Genomic DNA, 24,080 nt, shown 5'->3' with positions numbered 1-24,080 from the left:
CCATGAAACAGAAACTTGTCGTTATCGGTGCCGGAATGGCCTCCGGTCGGGTGTTGGAGCACCTTCTGGAACAAGATCCCGATGCCTATGACATCACCCTTTTCAACGCAGAGGCACGCGGCAACTACAACCGCATCATGCTTTCGCCCGTGCTGTCTGGCGAAAAAACCTATGCCGACATCGTAACACATGACGACGATTGGTATGCGCAGAACGGTATCACCTGCCGTTTTGGCGAACATGTGACGGGGATCGACCGCGAGGCCAAGACGGTCACAGGTCAGAACGGCACGGTGTCCTATGACAAGCTGCTGATCGCCACAGGCTCTGCCCCTTTCATCATTCCGGTGCCAGGCAAGGATTTGCAGGGCGTCATCACCTACCGTGACCTAGATGACACCAATGCGATGATCGACGCCGCCGCCAGAGGGGGCAAGGCCGTTGTCATCGGTGGCGGTCTGTTGGGGCTTGAAGCGGCGGCGGGACTGGCCGAGCGCGGGATGGACGTCACCGTTCTGCACCTGATGGGCCACCTGATGGAACGCCAGTTGGACGAAAGCGCTGGTTTCCTGCTGCGCCGTGATCTGCAGGAGAAGGGCGTTAAGGTCATCTGCCAAGCCTCAACATCCGCAATTCTGGGCGAGACCCATGTCGAGGGGGTGTTGCTGGAAGATAAAACCGTGCTGGAGGCCGATCTGGTTGTCATGGCCGTGGGCATCCGCCCCGAGACACGCCTTGCCGCCGATGCAGCGCTGGATGTGGCGCGCGGCATCGAGGTGAATGCCCAGTTGCAAACATCCGATCCTGATATCTTTGCCGTCGGCGAATGCGTGGAATTTGACGGGCTGTTGTTCGGCCTTGTCGCGCCCCTTTACGATCAGGCCAAGGTGGTCGCGAAATCACTGTTGGGGCAGGGCGACGCCTTTGTTGCCAAGGAACTGGCCACAAAACTCAAGGTGACGGGCTGCGATCTGTTCAGCGCTGGCGACTTTGCCGAGGGCGAGGGCCGCGAGGACATCGTGTTCCGCGATCCCGCACGGGGCGTCTATCGCCGTCTGGTGATCGAGGATGACACGCTTGTGGGCGCGGTCATGTATGGTGACACCGCCGACAGCAACTGGTTCTTCGGCCTCATACGCGACAAGACCGATATTTCGGAGATGCGCGAAACCCTGATCTTCGGCCCCGCTTACCAAGGGGGGACCCCCCTTGACCCTTTAGCAGCTGTTGCAGCCTTACCGCGTGACGCGGAGATCTGCGGCTGCAACGGAATCTGCAAAGGGCAAATCGAAGACGCGATTGCTGCGGGCGCCTCTGATCTGGGCGCAATCAAAGCCACAACAAAGGCCAGCGCATCCTGCGGAACATGCACGGGATTGGTGGAACAGGTGCTGGCCGTCACGTTGGGCGACGATTTCGTCATGCCTGCCGCTGCGTCGATCTGTGGCTGCACCGACATGACCCACGAAGACGTGCGGCGCATGATCAAGTCCCGCCGGCTGACCTCCATGCCAGCCGTTTGGCAGGAATGCGGTTGGAAAACACCCGACGGTTGCCATGTCTGCCGTCCCGCGCTGAACTTTTACCTGCTGGCCGATTGGCCGCTTGAGTATCAGGACGACCCGCAATCGCGGTTCATCAATGAACGCAAGCACGCCAACATCCAGAAGGATGGCACCTATAGCGTCGTACCGCGCATGTGGGGCGGGATCACAACGCCGGCCGAGCTGCGCGCCATCGCGGACGCGGCGGACAAATACATGGTCCCGACCGTCAAGGTCACAGGCGGCCAGCGTATCGACCTGCTTGGCGTCAAGGGCGAGGATTTGCCCGCCATCTGGGCCGATCTCAATGCCGCCGGAATGGTATCGGGCTATGCCTATTCCAAGGGGCTACGCACGGTGAAAACCTGTGTCGGTACCGATCATTGCCGGTTCGGGACGCAAGACAGCACCGGCCTTGGCATCAAACTGGAAAAGACGCTGCACGGTGCGTGGACCCCTCACAAATTGAAGCTGGCCGTATCCGGCTGCCCGCGCAATTGTGCCGAGGCGACCTGCAAGGATATCGGCGTGGTCTGTGTCGACTCCGGCTATCAGATCAGCATCGGCGGTGCGGCGGGCATGGACGTCAAGGAAACCGAATTGCTGTGCCAAGTTGAGACCGAAGAGGACGCGATTCTTGTGATCAAGGCGGTCACGCAGCTTTATCGCGAGAACGCCAAGTACCTCGACCGGATTTACAAATGGATGGCCAAGGTGGGGCTGGACTGGATCAAGGAACGCGTCGCGACCGAACGCGATGCTTTGGTCGAGCGGTTCGAACTCAGCCAGACCATCTATCGCAAAGACCCGTGGGCCGAACACGTCACCCAAAAGGCCGACCGTTATCAACCCCTCGCCAACCTGTCGCTGGAGGCTGCGGAATGAACGACTGGATCGATATTGCCGCTTTGGATGATGTGCCACAACGCGGGGCGCGGATGATCAAAACCGCCCTTGGATGTGTGGCCGTGTTTCGCACCGCTGGGGACGAGGTCTTTGCGCTCGACAATGCATGCCCACACAAGGCGGGGCCATTGGCCGAAGGCATCGTACATGGCAAATCCGTAACCTGCCCGCTGCACAACTGGGTAATCTCGCTGGAAACCGGAGAGGCGCAGGGCGCGGACGAAGGGCAGGTCGCGACCTATCCGGCGCGGGTGGACGGTGGGCGCATCCTGCTGGATCGCACCTTTTTGCAAGCGCGGAGCGCCGCATGACCCTGACCCGCACAACCTGCCCCTATTGCGGCGTGGGCTGTGGCGTACTGGCCAGTGCGGACGGCACGATCAAGGGCGACCCAGAACATCCGGCAAACTTCGGGCGGCTGTGTTCTAAAGGCGCGGCGCTGGGCGAAACGATTGACCTCGTGGGGCGTCTGCTGCTCCCGATGGTGAACGGGAACGCCGTCCCTTGGGACAGCGCCCTTGAACTGGTTGCCAAGAAGTTCAGCGCGGCCATCGCGGAACACGGCCCCGACAGCGTGGCCTTCTATGCCTCCGGCCAGTTGCTGATCGAGGATTACTACGTCGCCAACAAGCTGATGAAGGGGTTTATCGGGTCGGCGAATATCGACACGAACTCACGTCTGTGCATGGCGTCCTCGGTCGCGGGCCATAAACGCGCCTTTGGCACAGACACTGTGCCGGGGACGTATGAAGACCTCGAACAGGCGGATCTGATCGTGCTGGTCGGATCGAACCTCGCGTGGTGCCATCCGGTTTTGTACCAGCGCATCGTGGCAGCCAAAGAGGCGCGGCCGCACATGCGCATCATCAACATTGATCCGCGCCGCACGGCTTCTAGCGATCTGGCTGATCTGCATCTGTCCATCGCGCCCGATGGGGATGTCGCGCTGTTCAACGGGCTGCTGGCGCATCTGGCAAAGACGGGGCGGATCGACGCCGCCTATACGTCGGCCCATGTGAAAGGGCTGGCCGAGGCGGTGGAAACGGCGCAGGCATCCGACCTCGCTGATACGGGGCTAAGCGCGCAAGACCTCGAAACCTTCTTTGACCTCTGGGCGCGCACGGAAAAAGTTGTCACCGTTTACTCCCAAGGCGTGAACCAATCGCAAAGCGGCACCGACAAGGTGAACGCAATCCTGAACTGCCACCTAGCAACGGGACGGATTGGCAAACGCGGCATGGGGCCGTTTTCCGTCACGGGGCAACCCAACGCTATGGGCGGTCGCGAGGTCGGCGGGTTGGCCAATATGCTCGCCAACCATCTTGAGATTGATAATGCCGACCACCGTGCCGCGGTGCAGGGTTTCTGGAACAGCCCGACGATCTGCACCAAGCCGGGGCTGAAGGCGGTTGATCTGTTTCAGGCCTGCGCCGACGGCAAGATCAAGGCGCTGTGGGTGATGTCGACCAACCCTGCCGTATCGCTGCCGGATGCCGATGGCGTGGCCGAGGCGATCGCGAATGTGCCCTTCGTCGTGACATCAGACATGATCGAAAAGACGGACACCAATGCGATAGCGGATGTGCTGCTGCCCGCTGCTGGCTGGGGGGAAAAGGACGGTACAGTCACGAATTCCGAACGCCGTATTTCGCGCCAACGTGCGTTTCTGAAAGCCCCGGGCGAGGCGCGTCCTGATTGGCGGATCATCAGCGACGTGGCCACGCGAATGGGGTTTGGCGATGCCTTCGCCTACCGCTCTCCAGCCGAGGTATTTGCCGAATACGTGGCGCTTGATATGTCCTTGTCGCCCGAACCCCGCGACCTTGATCTAAGTGTCTTTGCTGACGCTGACTATGTGAACCTGATACCGACCCAGTGGCCGCGCAACGGCCATCGTTTTTTTGCTGACGGGCGATTTTATCATCCTGACGGCAAAGCGCGGATGATCCCCGTGGCGGCGCCGACTTTGACCAAGCCACGGTTTGCCCTGAACACGGGCCGCAATCGCGACCAATGGCACACGATGACGCGCACCGGCAAATCCCAACGGTTGGGCGCACATTTGGCCGAACCTTACGTCGAAATTCACCCCGCCGATGCCATCGAACTGGGCGCTGGGCCGGGTGCGCTGATCGAGGTGGCAAGCCTCTATGGCGCGGCGCTGTTGCGCGCGTTGATCACGGATCGCGCCCCGCAAGGGCAGTTGTTCGCGCCGATGCATTGGACACGCCAGCGATCCAGTCGCGGGACGATCAACAGCTTGACGGCAACTGTGGCTGATCCCGTTTCGGGCCAGCCCGCGCTGAAATCGGGCGCAGTCACCGCGCAGGTTTACCGCGCGGCGTGGTACGGGTTTCTTGCCTGCCGTCAGCAGCCGCGCCCACAGACACCCTATGCTGCCGTGGCCCGCACGACGACGGGCTGGCAGGTCGAACTGGCAGGAGGCGAAACGCCAACTGATTGGGAGGTCGAGGCGCGAAACCTCGCAGGGCTGCAGCAGGCAGAGGTTTCAGTCCATACCGATATGGCCACCGGAACCACACGCGTGGCACTGGTACAGGACGGCGTGATCGAGGCACTTTTGTTCGTGTCGCCCCGCCCTGTTGTCGTGGCACGCAGCGCAGTTATCGGCATGATCGGCACTGAAACGCCCCCGCTTGCGGCGCTTGCCGGACGCAATTCCGCCAACCTGCCTGATCCCGGCGCGACGGTTTGTGCCTGTTTCAATGTGGGGCGCAACACGCTGATTTCTGCCATCGCCGCTGGCGCGGATACTGTTGCCGCCCTTGGGAACGCGACGTGCGCGGGTACGAATTGCGGATCCTGCAAGCCCGAACTTAAAACCCTCATCGCGGAGGCGTCGATGCCGATGGTCGCCGAATGAGCCTTGCCCCGTTCGTTCGCATCGTCGCACGCGGCGCTGGGCGGGCGCGCCCCCTGACAATGGCCGAGGCGCAAGAGGCAATGGCGCTGATCTTGCAAGGAGAAGCCGCGCCCGAAGCCATTGGTGCCTTGCTGATGGTGCTGCGTCTGCGGGGGGAAACGCCCGAAGAGATCGCGGGCTTTACCGCTGCCTTGCGGGCCCACGTGACTGGCAAGCTTCCCGCCGCCGACATTGACTGGCCATCCTATGCGGCAGGGCGCACGCGGGGGGCGCCGATGTTCCTTTTGGCGGCGCGGTTGGTGGCACAGGCCGGATACCGTGTGTCGATGCATGGCTGGAACTCGCATCAAGCCGCCAGCGCGTCGGTGCGCGAGGCGATTGATCTGGCCGGACCGCGCGTGACCTATACGCCGCTCGAAGTGCTCAGCCCCGCGGCGTTCGACCTTCTGAACCTTCGGGATACTTTCGGGCTGCGATCCTGCATCAACACGGTGCTGCGTATGTGGAACCCGTCGCGGGCACCGGTCAGCGTGCAGGGCGTATTCCACCCGTCCTATCGTAGTTTGCAGGCGCAGGCTGCGGACCTTTTGGGCCAGCGCGATCTTGCGATCATCAAGGGCGGCGGGGGCGAATTCGAACGCCACCCGTCAAAGGATATCGCGATTTTCGGTCTGCGGGATGGTGCGCATATCACGGAATCTGCAAATGCCCTTCTGGATGACGCGCGACGGTTACATGAGGCGGGCGAAATCGTCGATCTGCGCGGCCTCTGGCATGGTGCGGTCGAAGACGAGTTTGCCGTCGCGACCGTTACTGGCACCGCCGCACTCGCGCTCTATGCGCTCAAGGCCGCGCCGACGCTGAGTGATGCCGATCACATGGCCCGCGCCCTTTGGAACACCCGCCACCAAACAGAGAGTCTTTCCGCATGAAAACCTTTCCGATGTTCCTGCAAATGGCGGGTCGCCGCGTTGTAATCGCGGGCGGTGGAGAACAGGCCGCCCAAAAGGCGCGCTTGATCCTGAAGACACAGGCACGGATCGAGGTCTTGGCCGAGGAACTAGACCCCGAACTGGCAGAGCTTGCAGCGAGCGGGCGCATCATACACCGCGCCGGTCCGATCATCCCGCAGCATTTTGCCAACACCGCACTTGTTTTCATTGCTACGGGGTGTCCCGGGGTGGACATGGCCTTGCACGCGCTTGCCAAAGTGGCCGGTGCCACAGTGAACGTGGTGGACCAGCCGGATCTTTGCGATGCGATCACGCCGTCCATTGTCGACCGTGATCCAGTGGTTGTCGCAATTGGAACAGAAGGTACTGCCCCCGTTCTCGCCCGCCAGATCAAGACCCGACTGGAAGAAAGCCTTGAACCCCGCCTTGGTGACCTTGCGGCCCTTGCAGGGCGGATGCGAACGGCTGCGGTGGCACGGCTTGCGCCCCGTGCGCGTCGCGATCTGTGGCGCTGGGTATTCAACGATACACCACGTCGCCTGTTCGCAAGCGGTGCCGAGCGGGAAACAGCAAAGCTTATCAAGACGGCCATTCAGACGGGTGATTTCGGCGGATCGGAAGGCGGTAGTGTGAGTCTTGTCGGCGCTGGCCCGGGTTCCAAGGACCTTATCACCCTGCGCGGTGTCCAACGTCTGCAAGAGGCCGATGTAATCTACTATGACCGTCTGCTTGACCCCGAAATCCTTGAGCTGGCGCGGCGCGACGCGACACGCGTGTATGTGGGCAAGGCACCGGGATGCCATTCATGGCCGCAAGAGAAGATCACGCAGACGCTGGTGTCGGCGGCAAAACGCGGTCAACGCGTTGTGCGCCTGAAATGCGGTGACCCGGGCATCTTTGGTCGCAGTACGGAAGAGACCGATGCCCTTTGGGCGGCAGGCATCCCGTTTGAAATCGTCCCCGGTGTGACGGCGGCATGCGCGGCAGCTGCTAGCGCGGGCCGGAGCCTTACCGATCGGGGGGAGATTGACACGCTGGTGCTGACAACGGGGCACCGGACGGACGGCTATGCTGTCCCTGCGTCGATTGCGGACATCCGGCCCGGTACCTGCGTGGCCCTATACATGGGGGTCGGCGCGGCACAACAGATCGTCGATAGCCTGAGTGAACTGCACCCGCATATCCAGTTCGACGTGCAGATCGCGGCAAAGGCACAACGGAAAGGGCAAGTCCTGCTTGACTGCGCCCTTGGGGATTTGCCGGACACGCTGGAGGCCAATGAGATCACCGGCGAAGCGATCCTGTTTGTGCGATGGCCGCGTCGTTACGAGGAAGCTCAACGGGGCGGCGCGGTGCTGGAGGCTGTGTCGTAAACACAGGCCCGCGTTAGCTTGACTGCCAAGGCTCTGCTATCAAAGTGGTCGCGCAATCATGCAAGATCGGTTTCGGCGTGTGGCCGCGCTTATCGGCTTGAGCCGCGGATCAGCAGGCGGGGGGCGATGTGGATTTGTTTAGCGTCGGTATCGTTCCCTTCCATCAGGTCCAACAACAGTTTCGCTGTACGCGCGCCGATCTCGCGCGGGAAGGGGTTGATCGTTGTCAGGGACGGCACGCTGACCTCTCCGACTTCATAGTCCCCAAAACCGGCGATGGAGAGGCGCTCTGGCACCGCGACGCCGCGCCGTTGGCATTCGGTGAGGGCGCCGTAGGCCGACAAGTCGGACACGCAAATGACGGCCTCGGTGTCGGGCAAGACTTGTAGAAGATGCGCCATGGCGGTGGCCCCTTCGCGCATCGAGATCGGGGGCGCGCCAGCGTCGATCAGGCGCGTCGCGTCGAGCCCGTGCTTGTGCATGGCTGACAAAAAACCGGCCCGTCGCGCGGCACCGCGTGCGTCGCGGTCCACCTCGCCGCCGATGAAGGCGATGCGGGTAAGACCTTGGGCGACGAAATGGTCAACAAGGTCGCAGACCGCCTCGGCGTTGGAGAAGCCCACTGCGTGACCGATGGGTTCTTCGGGCAGATCCCATGTCTCGATCACCGGAATGTTGGCGTTTTCCAACAGCCGCCGCGTGCGTGCTGTGTGCCGCCCGCCGGTGACAACGATCGCACCGGGGCGGCGGCGGAGGAGTTGTTCCACCAGCCGCTCTTCCTCGGTCTGGTCATAGTTGGTGTAGCCTAGCAGGATTTGCAGGTTGTTCTCTTTGATCACGTCGGACAGGGCGCTGACTGTGTCGGCAAAGTTCGCGTTGTTCAGCGACGGGATCGTGACGGCAACAAAGTCGGTGCGCTGCGACCGCAAGCTCGACGCGGTGCTGTCAAACACGTAATTCAGTTCGTCCGCAGCCTTCAGGATGGCGGCGCGCGTTGCCTCGCTGACGGAGGTGTTGTTCTTGAACGCGCGGCTCACGGTCATGGTGGAGACGCCTGCCGCGCGGGCGACGTCGCTCATCTTGGGAGGCTTGCGAGATGTGCTCATTAGATTTTTATATCGTTACCTTTTGGCCAAAGAAAGCGTTCGGTTGCGTATGTTGAGGCGCTGACTTGGGGCATTGGGATAGGTTTTGGCGTCGGAACGTCCATTCGGTCAGCTGCGTGGTAAGAGCAGCCTGCAATAACTGTTTGGTAATGAACATGACCGCCGCAAACGGTGAACATTTGCGGCGGTTTATTGTTTTAGGGTGGCTGTCTAACCTGTCGCACGCAGGCGGAGGCAGACCTGCCCTTGGGCCGTATCAGGCCGGTTTCATGCCCCACGGACCGTGGTGGTTACTGCCGCCGTCAATGCGTTCAAACCCGTGCGCGCCAAAGAAATCGCGTTGCCCCTGAATCATGTTCGCGGTGGAACGACCTGTGCGCATCATATCGAAATAGGCGATGCCCGAGGCCAGCGCGGGAACAGGCAGGCCGTGGGAGATGGCTTGGGCCACGGTCTGGCGGAAGTCGGTATCGCCTGCCTTGATCAGATCCGCGAAATAGGGCGCGCGCATCAGGTTGCGGTCGCCATCTTCTTGCAGGGCTTCGGCCATGTCATCAAGCATGGCCGAGCGGATGATGCAGCCCGCGCGCCAAACCTTGGCGATTTCCGGCAGGGGCAAATCCCATCCAAAATCCTCTGACGCAGCGGTCAGCAACTGGAAGCCTTGAGCATAGCACAGGATTTTGCCAACGATGAGCGCCTGTTCCAGCGCGTCGATGGTCAGCGCATCGTCAGCCAGTTTGCGCGGTGCTGCGCCGAACAGTGCTTCGCCCTGGCGGCGTTCGGGCAGGCGCGAAGACAGGTTGCGCGCGGCAACCGCCGCCTCGATTGCTGGAATGGGCGAGGCGAGGCGTTGGGATTCAATGACCGTCCAGCGCCCTGTGCCCTTTTGTCCCGCGCGGTCCACGATCACGTCCAGCATGGGGCGACCAGTGGTTTCATCCATGGCCTCGGCCACTTTGCCCGAAATTTCGATCAGGTAGGATTGTAGCGGCCCCTCGTTCCACTTGGCGAACACCTTGCCGATGGCGGCGGCGTCCAAGCCCATGCCGTCGCGCAGAATGCCATACACCTCGGCAATCATTTGCATGTCGGCATATTCGATCCCGTTGTGGACGGATTTTACGAAATGGCCCGCGCCGCCTTCGCCCATCCATGCGGCACAGGGAGAGCCTTCGTATTTCGCGCTGATCGCCTCGAAAATGTGGGCGACCCGATCCCAGTGCGCTTTGGACCCGCCGCCCATGACAGAAGGGCCATGTCGCGCGCCTTCTTCACCGCCGGAAACGCCAACGCCAAGGTAGGGCAAAGGACCAGCCGCCAGCGCGCGGCGGTTGGTGTCGTGGAAATCGGCATTGCCGGCGTCAATGATCAGGTCGTCTGGGCCAAGAAGCCCGCGCAGTGTTTCAATTTGGTGGTCCACAGCCTCACCTGCGGGGACCATCAGGATGATCGTGCGCGGCTGTGCGATGGTGTCTACCAGCTCTTCCAGCGACGTGGTCGGCAGTACAGAGTCGGCAAGCGCCCCTGCGGATGCGTGGAAATCCAGTGTCACCTGTGTGGTCCGGTTCCAGACTGCGATGGGAAACCCCTTTTCCGCAATGTTCAGTGCTAGGGCGGCCCCCATGGTGCCAAGGCCGACAAGGCCAATCTCTGGTTTTTTCAACGTCTCGCTCCCTTAATTTTTAGGTGTGACGGGTATGGTGTTTTGAAATGGTCAGGCAGTGCCGAACGCGATCTGTGCCTTCATCGTCTGGTTGCGATCTCCGGCAAGGCGAAAGGCGGTTTCGGCCTCGGCAAGGGGTACGGTGTGGGTGATCAAAGGCGTCACATCGATCAGACCCTTTTGCATCAGGCTGACACCGGTAAAGAATTCTTCGTGAAAGCGGAAACAACCGCGCAATTCGAGTTCTTTGGCGGTGATTGCCATCATGGGCAGGCTCATGTCGCCACCCAAACCGAGCTGCGCAATGATGCCGCGTGGGCGCAGGGCCGCAACGCCGGCTGTCAGGGCAGGGGCAGCGCCGGAACATTCATACAGCACGTCGAATGTGCCCTTGTCGGCGGCGAAACGGTCAAGGCCGTCCGGGGTTTGCGCCATGTTGATCACCTCGTCCGCGCCCGCCTTGCGCGCCATGTCGAGGACAAAGGGCGACAGGTCCGTGGCGACAATGCGGTCCGCACCTGCGCGTCGTGCGGCAAGGATCGACAGCAGGCCGATGGGGCCACAACCGGTGACCAGAACGGATTTACCTACCATATCGCCAATGCGGCGCGTCGCGTGGAGCGTTACGGCCAACGGTTCGGCCATCGCCGCCTCACCCGCTGTCAGCCCGTCTGCTGGGGCGCATTGCGCGGCGTCCGCCACCAGATGTTCGCGGAACGCGCCCTGAATATGCGGAAAGGGCATGGCAGAGCCGTAAAAGCGCATGTTCAGGCACTGGTTGGGCAGGGCGCGGCGGCACTGTTCGCAATCATTGCATGGCCGCGACGGCGAAACGGCGACCAGTTGGCCGACTTTCAAACCAGTCACACCGTCACCCAAGGCGGTGATGTGGCCGGAAACTTCGTGCCCGAGGATCATCGGCTCTTTCAACCGGATCGCGCCGAACCCACCGTGGTTGTAGTAGTGCAGGTCGGACCCGCAGACGCCACCAGCGGCAAGGCGGATTGCCACTTGGTTCGGGCCAGGCGTTTCTTCGGGACGCTCCTCGATGCGCAGATCGTGGGCGGCGTGGATGACAATAGATTTCATAGAAGTCTCACAATACCGGTGTCAGAAGGCTCGCGCCCGAGAAGTGTGCGCTCAGGTTGTCGCGCACCAATTTTCCCATTGCCTTGCGGGTTTCGACTGTGCCGGAGGCGTGGTGGGGTTGCAGCAGGATGTTGGGCAGTTCGGTAAAGCGCGGGTCAAAGCGCGGCTCGTTCTCGAACACGTCAAGCGCGGCTGAACCGAGCGTGCCGGTTTCGAGGGCGGTCAAAAGCGCCTCTTCATCAATATTGGCCGCGCGCGAAACATTGATGATCATGCCTTCGGGACCAACCGCTTCGATCACATCCTTGCCGACAATGTGGCGCGACTCGGCCGAGGCTGCCACTGTGACGAACAGGTAGTCAGCATGTGCTGCCAGCGCGACGGGGTCGGGGATGTAGGTCCAGTCGGGGGCATAGTCCTTTTCCGCGATGTCGGAATAGGCGATGTCCATGTCAAAAGCGGCAAGGCGTTTCGCAACTTCGAAACCGATGCGGCCAAGGCCAAGCACGCCAGCCTTTGCGCCGTGAACGCGGCGCGACAGTGGGTGGTTGCCTTTGGTTGCCCAGTCACCCGCGCGTGCCCAGCGTTCCGCGCTGATCATGTCGCGCGCTTGGCACAGCATCATCGCCACGCCGAAATCAGCGACGTCTTTGGTCAGTACGTCGGGCGTGTTGGTGACACGGATGCCCCGTTCGCGGCAGGCGGCAAGATCGACGGCATCGAAACCAACACCATATACCGAAATTACTTCGAGGTTCGGGCAGGCATCAATCATTGCCTTGTCCGCACCCAACTCTCCGCGGGTTGCGATGCCGCGGATCTTGGGGCCGACTTCGGCAAGGAAGGCTGTGCCATCTTCGGCCTCGAAATAACGGTGCACTTCGAACGCCTCATCAAGCGGTATTTGATCCCATTCGGGATAGGCCCCGACCTGAAGAATTGCGGGTTTGTTCATCTTCGACTCCGTCGCTTGACATTGAATGTTATCGATATCATAAATTGACAAAACGAGGGTTGTCGAGAGTAAAAGGACATCAGCATGAGCATTGAATTATTTGATCTGTCAGGGCGCCGCGCCCTTGTGACAGGGTCGTCGCAGGGCATTGGTCTGGCGTTGGCTGCCGGTTTGGCGCGTGCCGGTGCCGAAGTCATTTTGAACGGTCGTGATAAGGAGCGCCTCGCTGCCGCTGCCGAAGATCTGGCCAAGCAGGGTGTCGTCGTGCATCAATTGCCATTCGACGCCAGCGACCACGCTGCCGTGCGTACCGCCGTTGACGGGTTCGAAAAGGAAGTCGGGCAGATCGACATTCTTGTGAACAACGCGGGCATGCAGCACCGCACCCCGCTTGAAGATTTCCCTGCCGACAAATTCGAAGAATTGTTGCGCACCAATATCTCGACCGTGTTCAATGTCGGGCAGGCCGTGGCGCGCCACATGATTGACCGGAACGCCGGCAAGATCATCAATATCGCCAGCGTTCAAACTCTCCTCGCCCGTCCGGGTATTGCGCCGTACACCGCGACCAAAGGGGCCGTGGCGAACCTGACCAAGGGCATGGCGACGGATTGGGCCAAGCACGGGTTGCAGTGCAACGCCATCGCGCCAGGATATTTTGATACGCCGCTGAATGCGGCTCTCGTGGCTGACCCCGAGTTTTCCGCATGGCTTGAAAAACGCACCCCCGCAGGCCGCTGGGGCAATGTCGAAGAACTCGTTGGTGCGTGCATCTTCCTGTCTTCCGCCGCGTCCAGCTTTGTGAATGGACACACGCTGTTTGTTGACGGCGGCATTACGGCGTCGCTCTGATGCGCTTTGTGGTCATGGGAGTCAGCGGGTGCGGCAAGTCGCATATCGGCGCCGCTTTTGCCAAGGCGACCGGCACCACCTATATTGACGGCGACGATCTGCACCTTGACGAACATATCGCAAAAATGGCTGCCGGTCAGCCGCTGACCGATGCGGACAGGGGGCCATGGCTCGACCGCGTTGGCGCAGCCTTGTCCGATGCGGCAGACGGGGCCGTCATGTGTTGCTCCGCACTCCGGCGTGCTTACCGCGACCGGATCGCGGCTGCGGTTGATGGCCCCGTTACGTTCCTGCACTTGTCGGGGTCACCAGAAGTGATCGCAGAACGCCTGAACAACCGCGCAGGGCACTTCATGCCCCCTGCTTTGTTGGAAAGCCAGTTCGCGGCACTAGAGATGCCAAGCGCAGACGAAGCTGTGGTATCTGTCGATATCGATCAATCGCCCGAGGCTGTTCTCGGACAGCTATTGGAAGCAACAAGGGAGATGAGATCATGAAAGTCAGCGTCGCATTGATCGGGGCAGGAGCAATGGGCGGGGCCATCGGCACCCGTTTGGTCAAAACGGGCAATACCCTTACGGTTTTCGATCTGGATCAGGAAAAGGTACAGGCGCTTGTTGCCGAAGGTGCCGTTGCCGCAAATAGCGCAGCCGAGGCTGCGGCAGCATCGGACTATGTCATCACTAGCCTTAATTCGCCGCGCATTATTGACGCCGCCGTGTTTGGTCCGGCTGGCGTGGCTGAAGGCGCGCGAAAGAACACTTTGATCATCGACATGTCCTCAATCGATCCCGAGGCGACCAAAGAGCTTGCTGCCAAGGCAGAAAAGCAAGGCTTGCGCTGGGTCGACAGCCCCTTGTCCGGTGGCGCGCCCAAAGCCTTGAGCGGCGAGTTGACCTTGATGGCTGGCGGAGCCGAGGCGGATGTAAAAGATGCCCACGCCGTTCTGGGCCATGTCGCTTCGAACTACACCCATATGGGACCGGTCGGCGCGGGGCAGACGACCAAGCTGATCAATCAGGTGCTGTGCGGCCTTGGGTTCATGGCCGTTGCCGAAGCAACACGCCTTGCCGTTGATGCAGGTGTTGATGCCGCCAAAATTCCGCAGGCACTGAAGGGCGGGCGCGCGGATAGCGCGTTGCTACAGGAATATATGCCACGCTATGTGGAAAAGGATTACCGCCGCACGGGCCGCATCGACAACATGGTCAAAGACCTGAACGGCGCTCAGGATCTGGCGCGCCGGACCAACACGTCTATGCCCCTGACTGCCATCTGTGCCGAGGTTCACCGCATGATGACAGCGGCAGGATTCGGTCCCGAGGATCAGGCGACATTGATCGAATACTTCGACGGTGCGGACATCAACAAGCTTGGGTAGAAAAGCCTGCCCAACGCTTTGAGGTCGCGCAGCCCTCTGCCTTAAAAACTTTCACAAAGAATTTGACACATAGTTTTTTACCCTCCAATGTTATCGATATCATAACAGGGAGGAACCGCTATGATCTTTACGAAACTTGCCAAGCAAGTCGCAGCGTCGACGGCCATGGTCACCTTTTTTGCAACCGGTGCCATCGCTCAGACAGAGATGACCTATGCGCACTCGGAGAACCCGAGTTCGACGGTCGCAGCCGAAGCATTCAAAACGATGGTGGAGGGTCGTTCGGGAGGAGAGATCCAAGTCAACCTCGTGATTCACGGCGCACTCGGCAGTGACCGGGACGTGGTAGACCAGCTGATGCTGGGCGAAATCGACATGTATGTTGTTGGCGTCCACGGGCTGTCCGCGGTTGCGCCGAACTTCCAGTTCTTTGACGCGCCATATCTCTTTGCCGACCGTCGCGAATTCTATGCGCTGATGGAAGACGACGAATTCGTCTCCTATGTCCGCGATCACCTGCTTGAGAAATCGAACAACTCGATCCGCTTCATGGGCGCTGCCGAAAACTCGGTCCGCAACCTTTATACGGCGGCAGGCCCTATCCGGCTTCCGTCCGACCTTGGCACCACCAAACTTCGCGTCTCACCGGGCCCCTTGAACATCGCCCTCTGGGAAGGTCTGGGGATCGGCAGTGTTGTCGGTCTGTCCGGATCTGAGCGGAACCAAGCGCTGCAAACCGGCATCATTGATGGTGTCGAAGGCAGCCTGTCGGGTGCAGCTGGCAATGGCCACCTTGATATCGTGAACAATATCTCGATGACCGGTCACAGCTATTCCTACATGGCCTACCTGCTGAACGAAGAGTTCTATGGCGCGCTGGCACCCGAACTTCAGTCGGTCTTGAAAGAGGCGATTTACCTTTCGGTCATGATCCAGAACGGCGCGGCCATCACGCTTGAGCATGAAGCCATCGAACAGGCGCGCGCCAACGGCAACGTCGTGACAGTGCTGACAGCGGACGAGCTGGCCCAGTGGCAAGAGGTGGCCTACCCGATTGGGCAGAACTTCATTGCAGAAGAACTGGACCCCGACTTCGTCGAGACGGCGCAGTCCGCGCTCGAAGGCGTTCGCAGCCGCTTTGCTGAGTAAGCCGACAGCCTGACTGTCGATAGCTTAAGGCCGGCGCATGATCTGCGCCGGCTGATTTCACTCACCCTAAAACGAGAGGGCTCTCCCTTGATCGTGTTCATTATGCTCGCCGCACTTATCGTGGGCGTGCTCATCGGAATTCCAATTTTTGCAGCCATGGGCCTGTCTACCTTGGTCCATTACCTAGACACAGGGCGTGAATCGACGCTGATCATTCTGAACCAGCGGATCTTTGACGGGGTGACCTCGTTCACGTTTCTCGCGGTTCCGATGTTCATCCTCGCGGGTGAGATCATGGTCAAGGGATCGCTGATCGACCGCCTTCTTGACGTCGCGCGGGTATTCGTCGGCCATTTCCGCGGTGGTCTGGCGCAGGTCAACATCCTGTCCAGCGTCTTCTTTGCCGGTATCTCCGGCTCGGGTCAGGCGGACATTGCCGCGATGGGGTCAACCATCATGCCCGCGATGGTCAAGGATGGCTATCCCAAGGGCTACGCCGCCGCGCTGACGGCCCAATCCGCGACCCTGTCGCCCACCTTGCCGCCATCCATCGTCATGGTGATCTACGGTGCCGTGTTCGGCGTGCCCGTGGGGGCATTGTTCGCCTCGGGCGTCACGGTCGGCATATTCATGGCAATTGCCTATATGCTCATGGCCTACTTCATCTCGCGCAAGCACAACATTCCCAAACACCCGCGGGCGACACTGCCCCAAGCCATCGCGGCAATGAAAAGCGGCGCGGTGACACTCGGTATGCCTGCGATCATTCTGGTCGGCATTTTCGGCGGTATCTTTACCACGGTCGAAGCCGCCGCAGTCGCCGTCTGCTACGCGTTTCTGGTGACCGTTGTAATCTACCAAACGGTCACTTTGCGCGATCTGGGTCCGATCTTCGTCTCTGCTGCTGTCACCTCTGCCGCTGTGGTGGTGATTTCCGGCGTGGCGCTGTCGTTCTCTTACATCGTCGCGGTGCAGCACATCCCGCAGCAAGTCCTGTCGTTCCTGCTCGAATTCTCGTCGAACCAATATGTGATCGTCGGGCTGATCATCGTGGTGCTGCTGATCGCCGGAATGTTCGTGGGCCGCACGGCCAACATCCTGCTGTTCGGGCCGATCATCATCCCTATCTTTTACCAATTCGGGTACGAACCCGTGCACACCGCTTTGATCATCATCATCGTTCTGGGCGTCGGTCACCTCACACCCCCCGTGGGCGGTGCAATCCTGACGGCCTGCCTGATCGGCAAATGCTCCATGCCGGAGATGCTGAAATACATGTGGCCGATGATCATTCTGGAAGTCGTGCTTGCAGTTGTCATCGTCCTATACGCACCGCTCAGCACCTTCCTGCCTTGGTACTTTGAACTGGGAGGAGTGGCACGATGACCGCGCAAAATCCTGAACCACAGCGTCCCAACGCTCTGCATCGCGCCTTCCTCGTCTACGACCGCCTGCTCGGCGGGGTCGATACGGTGGCAAGATGGGCAATCGGGCTATCCTTGGGCGGGGTCTTTATCCTGCTCGTAACGCAGGTGCTCGTCCGCTACGTCCTGCCCTTCCCGCTGCCGTGGGTCGAGGAAGGGGCCACCTACCTGTCAGGCTATGTCGCCATGATCGGCGCGGCGGTCTGCCTTAGGGACGGCTTTCACCTTCAGGTCGACCTGCTTAGGGATCGGCTTGGACCGCAAATGCAGTTCTGCTTGCTGATCTTCCAGCAACTGCTGGTCCTTGGCTTTGGCCTGTTCCTCGTGCGCTATGGCATCAAGTTTGTCGAACTGGGTTGGGGGCAGACCAGCCCGTCCAGCTACTTCATGGTGTCGCACGCACGTATGGCCATGCCGATTGGCGGGGTGCTGTTGATCCTGCAGGCAATCGCAATGATCGGGCGCGCCGTCATCGGCCTTGTCGAGGCGCGCCGCCCACCGCCCGGACCTTATGACGGGGGGCAATGGGCTGACATGTGATGTCAGTCCGTCAGGCGTTCATAAACGATGTGATGATGGGCGCCGTCATACAAACCTTGAACAGAAGCGAGCGCGGCCATGGCCGCCTCGCGTCGCGGCGATGAAAGGGCCTCTTCAATATGTTCCTGCGATGGATAGTCGATTTCCTGCACCAGAAAAACGTCTGCGCCTTCGGGTTCGGACTGGCGGGGGCGATAGACCCGAACCGCCGTCGAGTGCAGCATCTGTGACCATGCCGGAACTAACCTGTCCCGAACCGCCGCATAGAATTCCTCTTCGTGCCCAGCTTTGATTTTCCCTCGAAATATTGCGCTTCTGGTAAACATGAGCCGTAATCCTTCCGAGGAAAATTGAGTGGGTGTTACCGATATCATAACCTAAAACGTACACAATCCAAGGAGACACACCCGTGTCACAAGCGTCCGCCTTTCTCGACATCGATGCCGATAACGCGATCCACTACATCCACCACGCGCCCAAGGACGACAAGCATACGTTCGTCTTCCACAACTCGATGGGGGCCACGACCGACGCGTGGGAGGACAAGATTGCACCCATGCTGCGTGACCGCGGCTATGGCACGCTCAGCTTTGATTATCGCGGGCAGGGCGACACCCGTTACGGACCCGACGCGTTGTTGGAACCTGCCGAGATCATCGAAGACATCTGTCGCGTCAGTAAAGCTGTCGAACCCGCGAAACCTATCATGGTGGGCCTCTCTATCGGCGGGCAGTTCGCGGCCCACGCCTATCTGAATGGCGCGCAGGCCGAAGCGATGGTGTTCATCAACACCCTGCGCAAACCCAATGCGCAGGTCGAATGGATCAATACGCTCGAGGCGCGATTGATCGCCATGGGCGGGATGCCCTTGGTGCTGGACGTATTGCGCCCGATCCTGTCGGGCCGCGAAGAACTGGAACGCCTGCGCCCCTCGCACCTGCCAGACGAAGGATACACACCCTGGCCTGCCGATCATCCACGCCGCCGCCTCGCCGATGGTGTCAACAAATCCGACTGGAACATCCCTTACGAGGAACTGAAACTGCCGACACTGGTGCTGACCGGTCTGCATGACCGCCTGTTCCGCATTCAGGAAGACGTTGATGAGCTGGTCGGCCGTCTGCCTGATGCCCAAGTGGTGACCTATCGCGACGGCGGGCATTCCTTGCATGCGGAATTTCCGGAACGGTTTGTCGATGATATCATCGCGTTCGCCGACCACCTGAACGCGGCATAGTCGCATGGACCAGCGCCGCCTTGCCGGAACCGATCTTAATGTGTCCGTTGTCTGCTACGGCCCGATGCGTGTCGCAGCCAATCGCGACGACCCCGAACATTCAACCCACGCGCGGGCAATGCGTGCGGCGCTGGATCGTGGTGTGAACTTGATCCACTCAAGCTACGAATATGGTGTGCGGTGGCTGATGCACGATGTCCTCAAGGATCATCCGCTGCGTCACGATCTGCATCACGTGATCAAGGTTCCCGTCCCCGATTGGGACGATAACGGTTTCGATCCGGCAAAGTTCGAGGCGCGGATTGACGAAGCCCTGAGCGAACTTTGCACCGACCGGATCGCGTTTGTACAGTGGATGTGGCGGTGCCGCCCGCATGAAGAGGCCGCGCGTTTGCCGCTGTTGGCGCGCATTGCCGAAGACGTAGAACAAACCTTTGACCGGCTGCGCGACAAGGGAAAGGTCGCGCATCTCGGTTGTTTTCCGTATTTCCCGCAAAGCGCAAAGGCCGCGATGGCCTCGCCCCGCCAGTCCGTTTTGATCGCCTACTACAACGCGCTCGAGCTGGAAATGTCCCCCGTGATCGATGATCTGGCCCAAGACGGTCGCGGATTTCTTGCCATCCGCCCCCTGTTTGAAGGCGTGTTAACGGATCGCTACACGACGCAGGAAGACTTGCCCGATGGGCACCGCCTGAAGAAAGAGCGTTATGCGCAGGCCTTCGCCCAACGCAATGCCATCGCCGCCGCAATCCCTGCCGCGCAGGACGGCATGACGGCGTTCGCCATCCGCTTTCCCCTCATGTCTGCCAACTGCGCCAGCGTAATTGTTGGCCTCAACACCGAAGACCAAGTGCACCAGATTTGTGATCTTACGCAGAACGTCGCCCCCGATCCCGACACCGTCGCGCAGGTCCGCGCGCTTGCCCTCTAATATACTAACGTCCAAGGCCCCGATCCCAGTATCATGCGGGCGCACATACTTTCAGGAGACGACCATGTTCATACGCTGCGCTTTTTTTCGGGGTCATATCAAACCGGGATGCAAAGAAGAGTTCGACGCCCACATCAAGGCAGAACTCGTCGCCCTCTGGACACGTTTCCCCCACGTCCAAGAAGTCCGCATGCTGCGCGAAGTTGAAAGCGACAATCCCGAAACCCACCTCGAAATGGTCCTCGCGCTGCGCTTCCCGTCGCGCGAAGCGATTGCTGAAGCACTGGATTCCGAAACCCGCTATGCCAGCAAAGCAGCCTCGCAACGGCTATTCGAACTCTTTGATGGGGATGTATTCCACACGGTATTTCGTGCCGAAGAGTTCCCTTTGCCTGACGCCTAAAGACGGGAACAGATCGTTAATTGTCAGCTTGTGCAGTCAGCACTTGGGACGAAAGGCTTCGGCAGGCGCACGCGGATATTTTAAGGCACCTAGCGAACGATAAACTCCGCGTGCAATGCGCCGGCGGCCTTAATACTTTTTAAGATATCAATCATGTCCCGCGGTGCGACCCCAAGGGCATTCAAGCCTGCGATCACCTCGGACAAGGACGCGCCATCGGGAATCTCGGCCAAACCGATCCCCGGCTCTTCCTGAATGTCCGCTGTTGTTCGGGGAACGACGACAACTTCGCCCTCGGCAAAGGGGCTTGGTTGAACGGCCAGAGGTTGCTCTTGTATCCTCAGGGTTAAATTACCCTGCGAAACAGCGACGCGAGAGATTCTGACATCGTCGCCCATAACGATCGTTCCCGACCGCTGGTCCACCACAACCCGCGCTTTCCGCTCTGGTTCAACGGGGATGTTTTCAATCCGGCCTAACGCGTGGGCGACGGATCGCATCTTGGTCTGGTTGATATCCAAGGTCACTGTGCCGGAATCCAGCATTGTGGCAACACGCCGGCCAAAACCGGAATTGATGGCGTTCTCGATACGCGCCGCCGTGGTAAAGTCCGGATTGCGCAAGGCCAGCCGCACATCGCTGAGCGAGCTGAGCTCAAAATCAATCTCCCGTTCGACACGCGCACCCGATGGGATCACCCCCGCAGTAGGCACGCCCTGTGTCACCCTTGCACCGTCGCCTTCCGCTACAGCGCCGCCGGCGATAATCGTCCCTTGTGCCACCGCGTAGATCTGTCCGTCGGCGGCGTTCAACGGCGTCATGATCAGCGTACCGCCCAGCAGGCTTTTCGCATCGCCAATCGCGGAAACGGTCACGTCAATTTGGGATCCCGTGCGCGAGAAGGGCGGCAACGTAGACGTCACAAACACAGCGGCAACATTTTTTGGGCGGAACTGTTCGCCCGTCACGTTCACGCCTAGGCGTTCCAGAATGTTTGTCATGATGTCTTCGGTAAAGGGCGCGTTTCGCAGGCCATCACCCGTGCCATCAAGACCAACAACCAGCCCATACCCGACCAGATCGTTGCCGCGTACCCCATCAAATTCCACAAGATCCTTGATACGTACCGGATTTGCCAGAGCAACTTGCACGGTGAACAACACCCAGCAAAGGGAGAGTAACCACTTCATCGGATGAAGTTCACAAATGACATGTCCGACATGCGCGCGGTGACGGCATACAGGCTTTGTAGCTGAAATTGTACGGCCTCCAATTCTGTTGCGGCTTCATACGGATCCACTTGGATAAGAGCGCCCTTCGCAATCAGCAGTGCATTTTCCTCGCTGGCATTGCGGGTCGCGAGGGTCTCGATACGCGCTTCGGCCGTTCCCACTTTGGCTTGCACCGCCGTCAACTCGCCTTGGGCGTTGAAAAGTTTGCGGCCGGAATCTTCAAGGATGGTCCGATGTGCCTCGGTGTCAGTCCCACCTGTCGCCTCACCCGCAATCGCGGCTAAAGCGACGTGTTTGAGTGTGTCGCGCAGAACTTGATCATTTGCCTTCACAGAAAGCTGGACCTCTTCGCCCTTCGCCAACCGGAAGGGAGACATCTCGTTGCTCCCCCCAGAATAGGCCGCTGCCTCAAAACCGGCGGGGTCGTCGAACCACTGATCTGCGGCGTCAATGATGTCTTGGGCGTTCGTCAAACCCGCGATGGCGCCGCGCAAACCAGTCAGGATCGCGTCTGCGCCAATGATCGCTTTTTGATCCGTCGCCGTGCCCGAGAACAAGGCGCGGCCACCTGTCTTGGTGTTCAGCGCGCTCACGATCGTTTCCAGTTCGCTCATCGCCTGACTGGAAAATTGATCTAGTATCGGCCCCACCGCGCCCGGTGACATCGTGACCAAAGTTGTGCCTAAGTCGCCGGCGCTTGTACCGACCCGGTCAAGTGCTGTTTGGACAGCTTCGGAAAACTGCGCCGCTTCAGTTGTGGCGATCTGGTATCCTCCGAGTGACGCCAGATCGTTCTCGATATCGGTCAGGTATCCAATGTTGCCGGCCAATACAGACTTCACGTCGCTGACTTGACCGGTCGCCAGTTCATCGTTCAGGCGTGACATATCCATTTTGAGCGCCGCACCGCGACGCTGCAACATGAATGTCTGCGCCAAATCGCCTAGAGAGAAATGGGCCATGTTCAAATCCTCATAAGGGTGTCGAACATCTGGTCGACGGTTTCAATGACACGGGCATTGGCGGCGTAGGCCTGTTCAATGATCATCAGGTTTTGCAGCTCCACATCGGTGTCGACGCCATTTTCCAACTCTCTCTCCGTAAGCTCGTAGAATCGGGCAGACGCAAAGCTGAGGAGTTGATCCTCACGCAATCGGTTTGACCCGATGTTCGACCCAATGCTCGTGACCAAACCGCTGGCGGACAGTGCGCCGGGTCCGAAGCCGCCGGATGATGGAATATGGGCGGTGGTCAACGCGTCGCTTAGGGCGTTCAGAAGGGTGGCGTCGCCGGATGATCCCGGTGCAAGCGCGCCGAGCCCATCGCGCAAGCGCCAGGTTTCCCCGTCCTTGGCCGGATCCACGCTGGCATTCAATGCAATGCGGCTGGACAATCCCAGATCGGCCAACGGGTCGAGCGGTGCGCCATCGTCGGTGAACAGACCTGCTTGGCCCGTAGCGAGCGTTGGATCGACTGCGGCGTCCTCGAACCGTTCGATAAGGTCCCGCGCCAGTGCGTCGATCTGCGCCTGTGCTGCGGGGGCCAGTTCATCCCGGATTTCAAATTGTGCACCCAGCGTGCCACCATGCAGGCGACCAGCGGTGGAGGAAGTATTTACGGCATAACCATTCACTGTAAGGCCCGACAGGGTTCCATCATTGATGGACATATAGGGTGTCACCAAATTCGCGGCTTCGAAACCAACCTCGGCTGGTTGTCCGTCAAGCAGAATGGACCCGCCCGTGGTATAAAGCGCGACAGTGCCGTGATCGCGGTCGACCATTCTGACGGGTACAATCTCACTGATCTCGTCGATCAGAACTTGCCGCTGGTCTTGTAGGGCGGAAATCTCTGCGTTTTGCGCATTGGCAGCGGTGATGCTGACGTTGATCTGCTGCACAGCCTTAAGCGTGCTGTTTAGCTTCTCGACCTGAGTTGCAATGCTGCGTTCCGCTTCGGTGCGGGCATCTTGGATGCCTCGGGACACGGCGTTAATTGAATTGGCAAGGTCGCGGGTGCTTAGTGCCGCGCTGTCCAACCGTTCTGGCGCGTCGGGTCGGCTGCTTGCTGTGATCAGGCTGTTCTGGAAGTCGGCCAGACGGGCGGAAAGTGACCCCGCCTGATCCGGCGTGCCAATGAGGTCTTCGACCCTGTTCAGAAACGATGACGTGTTGGTCCGGTATCCGAAATCGGATCCCGCGAGGCGCCTGTCAGCGATGGCCTGTGCATCGACATGGCGCGTAACCCCGTCGATGCGCACCCCGCCGGTGTTGCCGATGGATGACGCTGAAACGGCCAGAGTGCGGCGCGCATATCCGGGGGTCAGCGCATTCGCGATATTGTTGGAGACAAGGCCAGAGGCGCGACTGGCCGCGTGCAGTCCGGACATGGCGGAGTTGAGGGCACTGGTGATGGACATATGGCGGCCTCTGGCGTTACTTCAGGTCCAGATTTG

General features: G+C 60.1%; 22 protein-coding genes. 14 read left to right on the top strand and 8 right to left on the bottom strand.

Annotated elements, in window-relative coordinates; all coding sequences use genetic code 11:
* Positions 1-2 precede the first annotated feature (2 nt).
* Genes nirB through cysG form a run of 5 tightly spaced genes read left to right on the top strand, consistent with a single transcriptional unit; the run spans position 3 to position 7,660 of the window.
* On the top strand, positions 3-2,429 hold the full coding sequence (nirB, locus tag AC6GQJ_RS10170) for a nitrite reductase large subunit NirB (protein WP_500767841.1): 2,427 nt from the start codon (positions 3-5) through the stop codon (positions 2,427-2,429).
* The gene (nirD, locus tag AC6GQJ_RS10165) at positions 2,426-2,761 is read left to right on the top strand and encodes a nitrite reductase small subunit NirD (RefSeq protein WP_500767839.1); all 336 of its coding nucleotides are present in this window, start codon (positions 2,426-2,428) and stop codon (positions 2,759-2,761) included. Before nirB ends, nirD begins: the two co-directional genes overlap by 4 nt.
* Entirely contained in the window at positions 2,758-5,334 is a 2,577-nt protein-coding gene (locus tag AC6GQJ_RS10160; RefSeq protein WP_500767837.1) for a nitrate reductase, read from the top strand. The genes nirD and AC6GQJ_RS10160 overlap by 4 nt, the downstream gene beginning before the upstream one ends.
* Entirely contained in the window at positions 5,331-6,266 is a 936-nt protein-coding gene (locus AC6GQJ_RS10155; protein ID WP_500767835.1) for a glycosyl transferase family protein, read from the top strand. The genes AC6GQJ_RS10160 and AC6GQJ_RS10155 overlap by 4 nt, the downstream gene beginning before the upstream one ends.
* Positions 6,263-7,660 carry a siroheme synthase CysG gene (gene cysG / locus AC6GQJ_RS10150; protein ID WP_500767833.1) on the top strand — a complete coding sequence of 466 codons (1,398 nt, stop codon included), beginning with the start codon at positions 6,263-6,265 and terminating at the stop codon, positions 7,658-7,660. Before AC6GQJ_RS10155 ends, cysG begins: the two co-directional genes overlap by 4 nt.
* 89 nt (positions 7,661-7,749) lie before the next feature.
* Here cysG and AC6GQJ_RS10145 read toward each other — a convergent pair whose 3' ends face one another.
* The 4 genes from AC6GQJ_RS10145 to AC6GQJ_RS10130 form a co-directional block, all read right to left on the bottom strand.
* Positions 7,750-8,739: a LacI family DNA-binding transcriptional regulator gene (locus tag AC6GQJ_RS10145; protein ID WP_500767831.1), complete on the bottom strand. Its 990-nt coding sequence runs from the start codon at positions 8,737-8,739 to the stop codon at positions 7,750-7,752.
* A 283-nt stretch (positions 8,740-9,022) separates the two neighbouring features.
* A complete protein-coding gene (gene gnd, locus AC6GQJ_RS10140; protein ID WP_500767829.1) occupies positions 9,023-10,432 on the bottom strand; it encodes an NADP-dependent phosphogluconate dehydrogenase in 1,410 nt (469 codons plus the stop codon).
* 51 nt (positions 10,433-10,483) lie between these two features.
* Positions 10,484-11,521: an L-idonate 5-dehydrogenase gene (locus AC6GQJ_RS10135; RefSeq protein WP_500767827.1), complete on the bottom strand. Its 1,038-nt coding sequence runs from the start codon at positions 11,519-11,521 to the stop codon at positions 10,484-10,486.
* 7 nt (positions 11,522-11,528) lie between these two features.
* Positions 11,529-12,476 carry a 2-hydroxyacid dehydrogenase gene (locus tag AC6GQJ_RS10130; protein ID WP_500767825.1) on the bottom strand — a complete coding sequence of 316 codons (948 nt, stop codon included), beginning with the start codon at positions 12,474-12,476 and terminating at the stop codon, positions 11,529-11,531.
* A gap of 84 nt (positions 12,477-12,560) precedes the next feature.
* On the opposite strand from AC6GQJ_RS10130, the gene AC6GQJ_RS10125 reads away from it, so the two are divergent.
* From AC6GQJ_RS10125 to AC6GQJ_RS10100, 6 genes are all read left to right on the top strand, one after another.
* Positions 12,561-13,328, top strand: a complete 768-nt coding sequence (locus AC6GQJ_RS10125; RefSeq protein ID WP_500767823.1) for an SDR family oxidoreductase — start codon at positions 12,561-12,563, stop codon at positions 13,326-13,328.
* Positions 13,328-13,825 (top strand): gluconokinase, encoded by a 498-nt coding sequence (locus tag AC6GQJ_RS10120; protein ID WP_500767821.1) that lies wholly within the window; start codon positions 13,328-13,330, stop codon positions 13,823-13,825. Before AC6GQJ_RS10125 ends, AC6GQJ_RS10120 begins: the two co-directional genes overlap by 1 nt.
* Positions 13,822-14,709: an NAD(P)-dependent oxidoreductase gene (locus tag AC6GQJ_RS10115; protein ID WP_500767819.1), complete on the top strand. Its 888-nt coding sequence runs from the start codon at positions 13,822-13,824 to the stop codon at positions 14,707-14,709. Before AC6GQJ_RS10120 ends, AC6GQJ_RS10115 begins: the two co-directional genes overlap by 4 nt.
* Positions 14,710-14,829: 120 nt before the next feature.
* Positions 14,830-15,858, top strand: a complete 1,029-nt coding sequence (locus tag AC6GQJ_RS10110; RefSeq protein ID WP_500767817.1) for a TRAP transporter substrate-binding protein — start codon at positions 14,830-14,832, stop codon at positions 15,856-15,858.
* A 93-nt stretch (positions 15,859-15,951) separates the two neighbouring features.
* Positions 15,952-17,244 carry a TRAP transporter large permease gene (locus AC6GQJ_RS10105; protein ID WP_500773881.1) on the top strand — a complete coding sequence of 431 codons (1,293 nt, stop codon included), beginning with the start codon at positions 15,952-15,954 and terminating at the stop codon, positions 17,242-17,244.
* Positions 17,241-17,822, top strand: coding sequence for a TRAP transporter small permease (locus AC6GQJ_RS10100; protein ID WP_500767815.1), 582 nt, complete (start codon positions 17,241-17,243; stop codon positions 17,820-17,822). The genes AC6GQJ_RS10105 and AC6GQJ_RS10100 overlap by 4 nt, the downstream gene beginning before the upstream one ends.
* A 2-nt stretch (positions 17,823-17,824) precedes the next feature.
* Here the strand turns inward: AC6GQJ_RS10100 and AC6GQJ_RS10095 are convergent, their stop codons facing one another.
* Positions 17,825-18,148: a hypothetical protein gene (locus AC6GQJ_RS10095; protein WP_500767813.1), complete on the bottom strand. Its 324-nt coding sequence runs from the start codon at positions 18,146-18,148 to the stop codon at positions 17,825-17,827.
* Positions 18,149-18,231: 83 nt separating this feature from the next.
* Between AC6GQJ_RS10095 and AC6GQJ_RS10090 the strand changes: the two genes are divergently transcribed.
* The 3 genes from AC6GQJ_RS10090 to AC6GQJ_RS10080 all read left to right on the top strand — a co-directional run bounded on the left by AC6GQJ_RS10090 (position 18,232) and on the right by AC6GQJ_RS10080 (position 20,393).
* Positions 18,232-19,059 (top strand): alpha/beta fold hydrolase, encoded by an 828-nt coding sequence (locus AC6GQJ_RS10090; protein ID WP_500767811.1) that lies wholly within the window; start codon positions 18,232-18,234, stop codon positions 19,057-19,059.
* Positions 19,060-19,063: 4 nt separating this feature from the next.
* Positions 19,064-19,990 (top strand): aldo/keto reductase, encoded by a 927-nt coding sequence (locus tag AC6GQJ_RS10085; protein WP_500767809.1) that lies wholly within the window; start codon positions 19,064-19,066, stop codon positions 19,988-19,990.
* 64 nt (positions 19,991-20,054) lie between these two features.
* Positions 20,055-20,393, top strand: a complete 339-nt coding sequence (locus AC6GQJ_RS10080; RefSeq protein ID WP_500767807.1) for a hypothetical protein — start codon at positions 20,055-20,057, stop codon at positions 20,391-20,393.
* Positions 20,394-20,482: 89 nt separating this feature from the next.
* On the opposite strand, the gene AC6GQJ_RS10075 is transcribed toward AC6GQJ_RS10080, so the two are convergent.
* From AC6GQJ_RS10075 to flgK, 3 genes are read right to left on the bottom strand one after another with little or no spacing between them, the layout of a single operon-like run.
* On the bottom strand, positions 20,483-21,583 hold the full coding sequence (locus tag AC6GQJ_RS10075; RefSeq protein WP_500767806.1) for a flagellar basal body P-ring protein FlgI: 1,101 nt from the start codon (positions 21,581-21,583) through the stop codon (positions 20,483-20,485).
* Entirely contained in the window at positions 21,580-22,587 is a 1,008-nt protein-coding gene (locus AC6GQJ_RS10070; RefSeq protein ID WP_500767804.1) for a flagellin, read from the bottom strand. Before AC6GQJ_RS10070 ends, AC6GQJ_RS10075 begins: the two co-directional genes overlap by 4 nt.
* Positions 22,588-22,589: 2 nt before the next feature.
* Positions 22,590-24,044: a flagellar hook-associated protein FlgK gene (flgK, locus tag AC6GQJ_RS10065; protein WP_500767802.1), complete on the bottom strand. Its 1,455-nt coding sequence runs from the start codon at positions 24,042-24,044 to the stop codon at positions 22,590-22,592.
* Between the last annotated feature and the right edge of the window lie 36 nt (positions 24,045-24,080).

The sequence above is a fragment of the Tateyamaria sp. 7Alg 36 genome (assembly GCF_059882455.1).
Note: the sequence above shows the minus strand (reverse complement) of the source record. Positions and strands in the feature narration are given on the sequence as shown.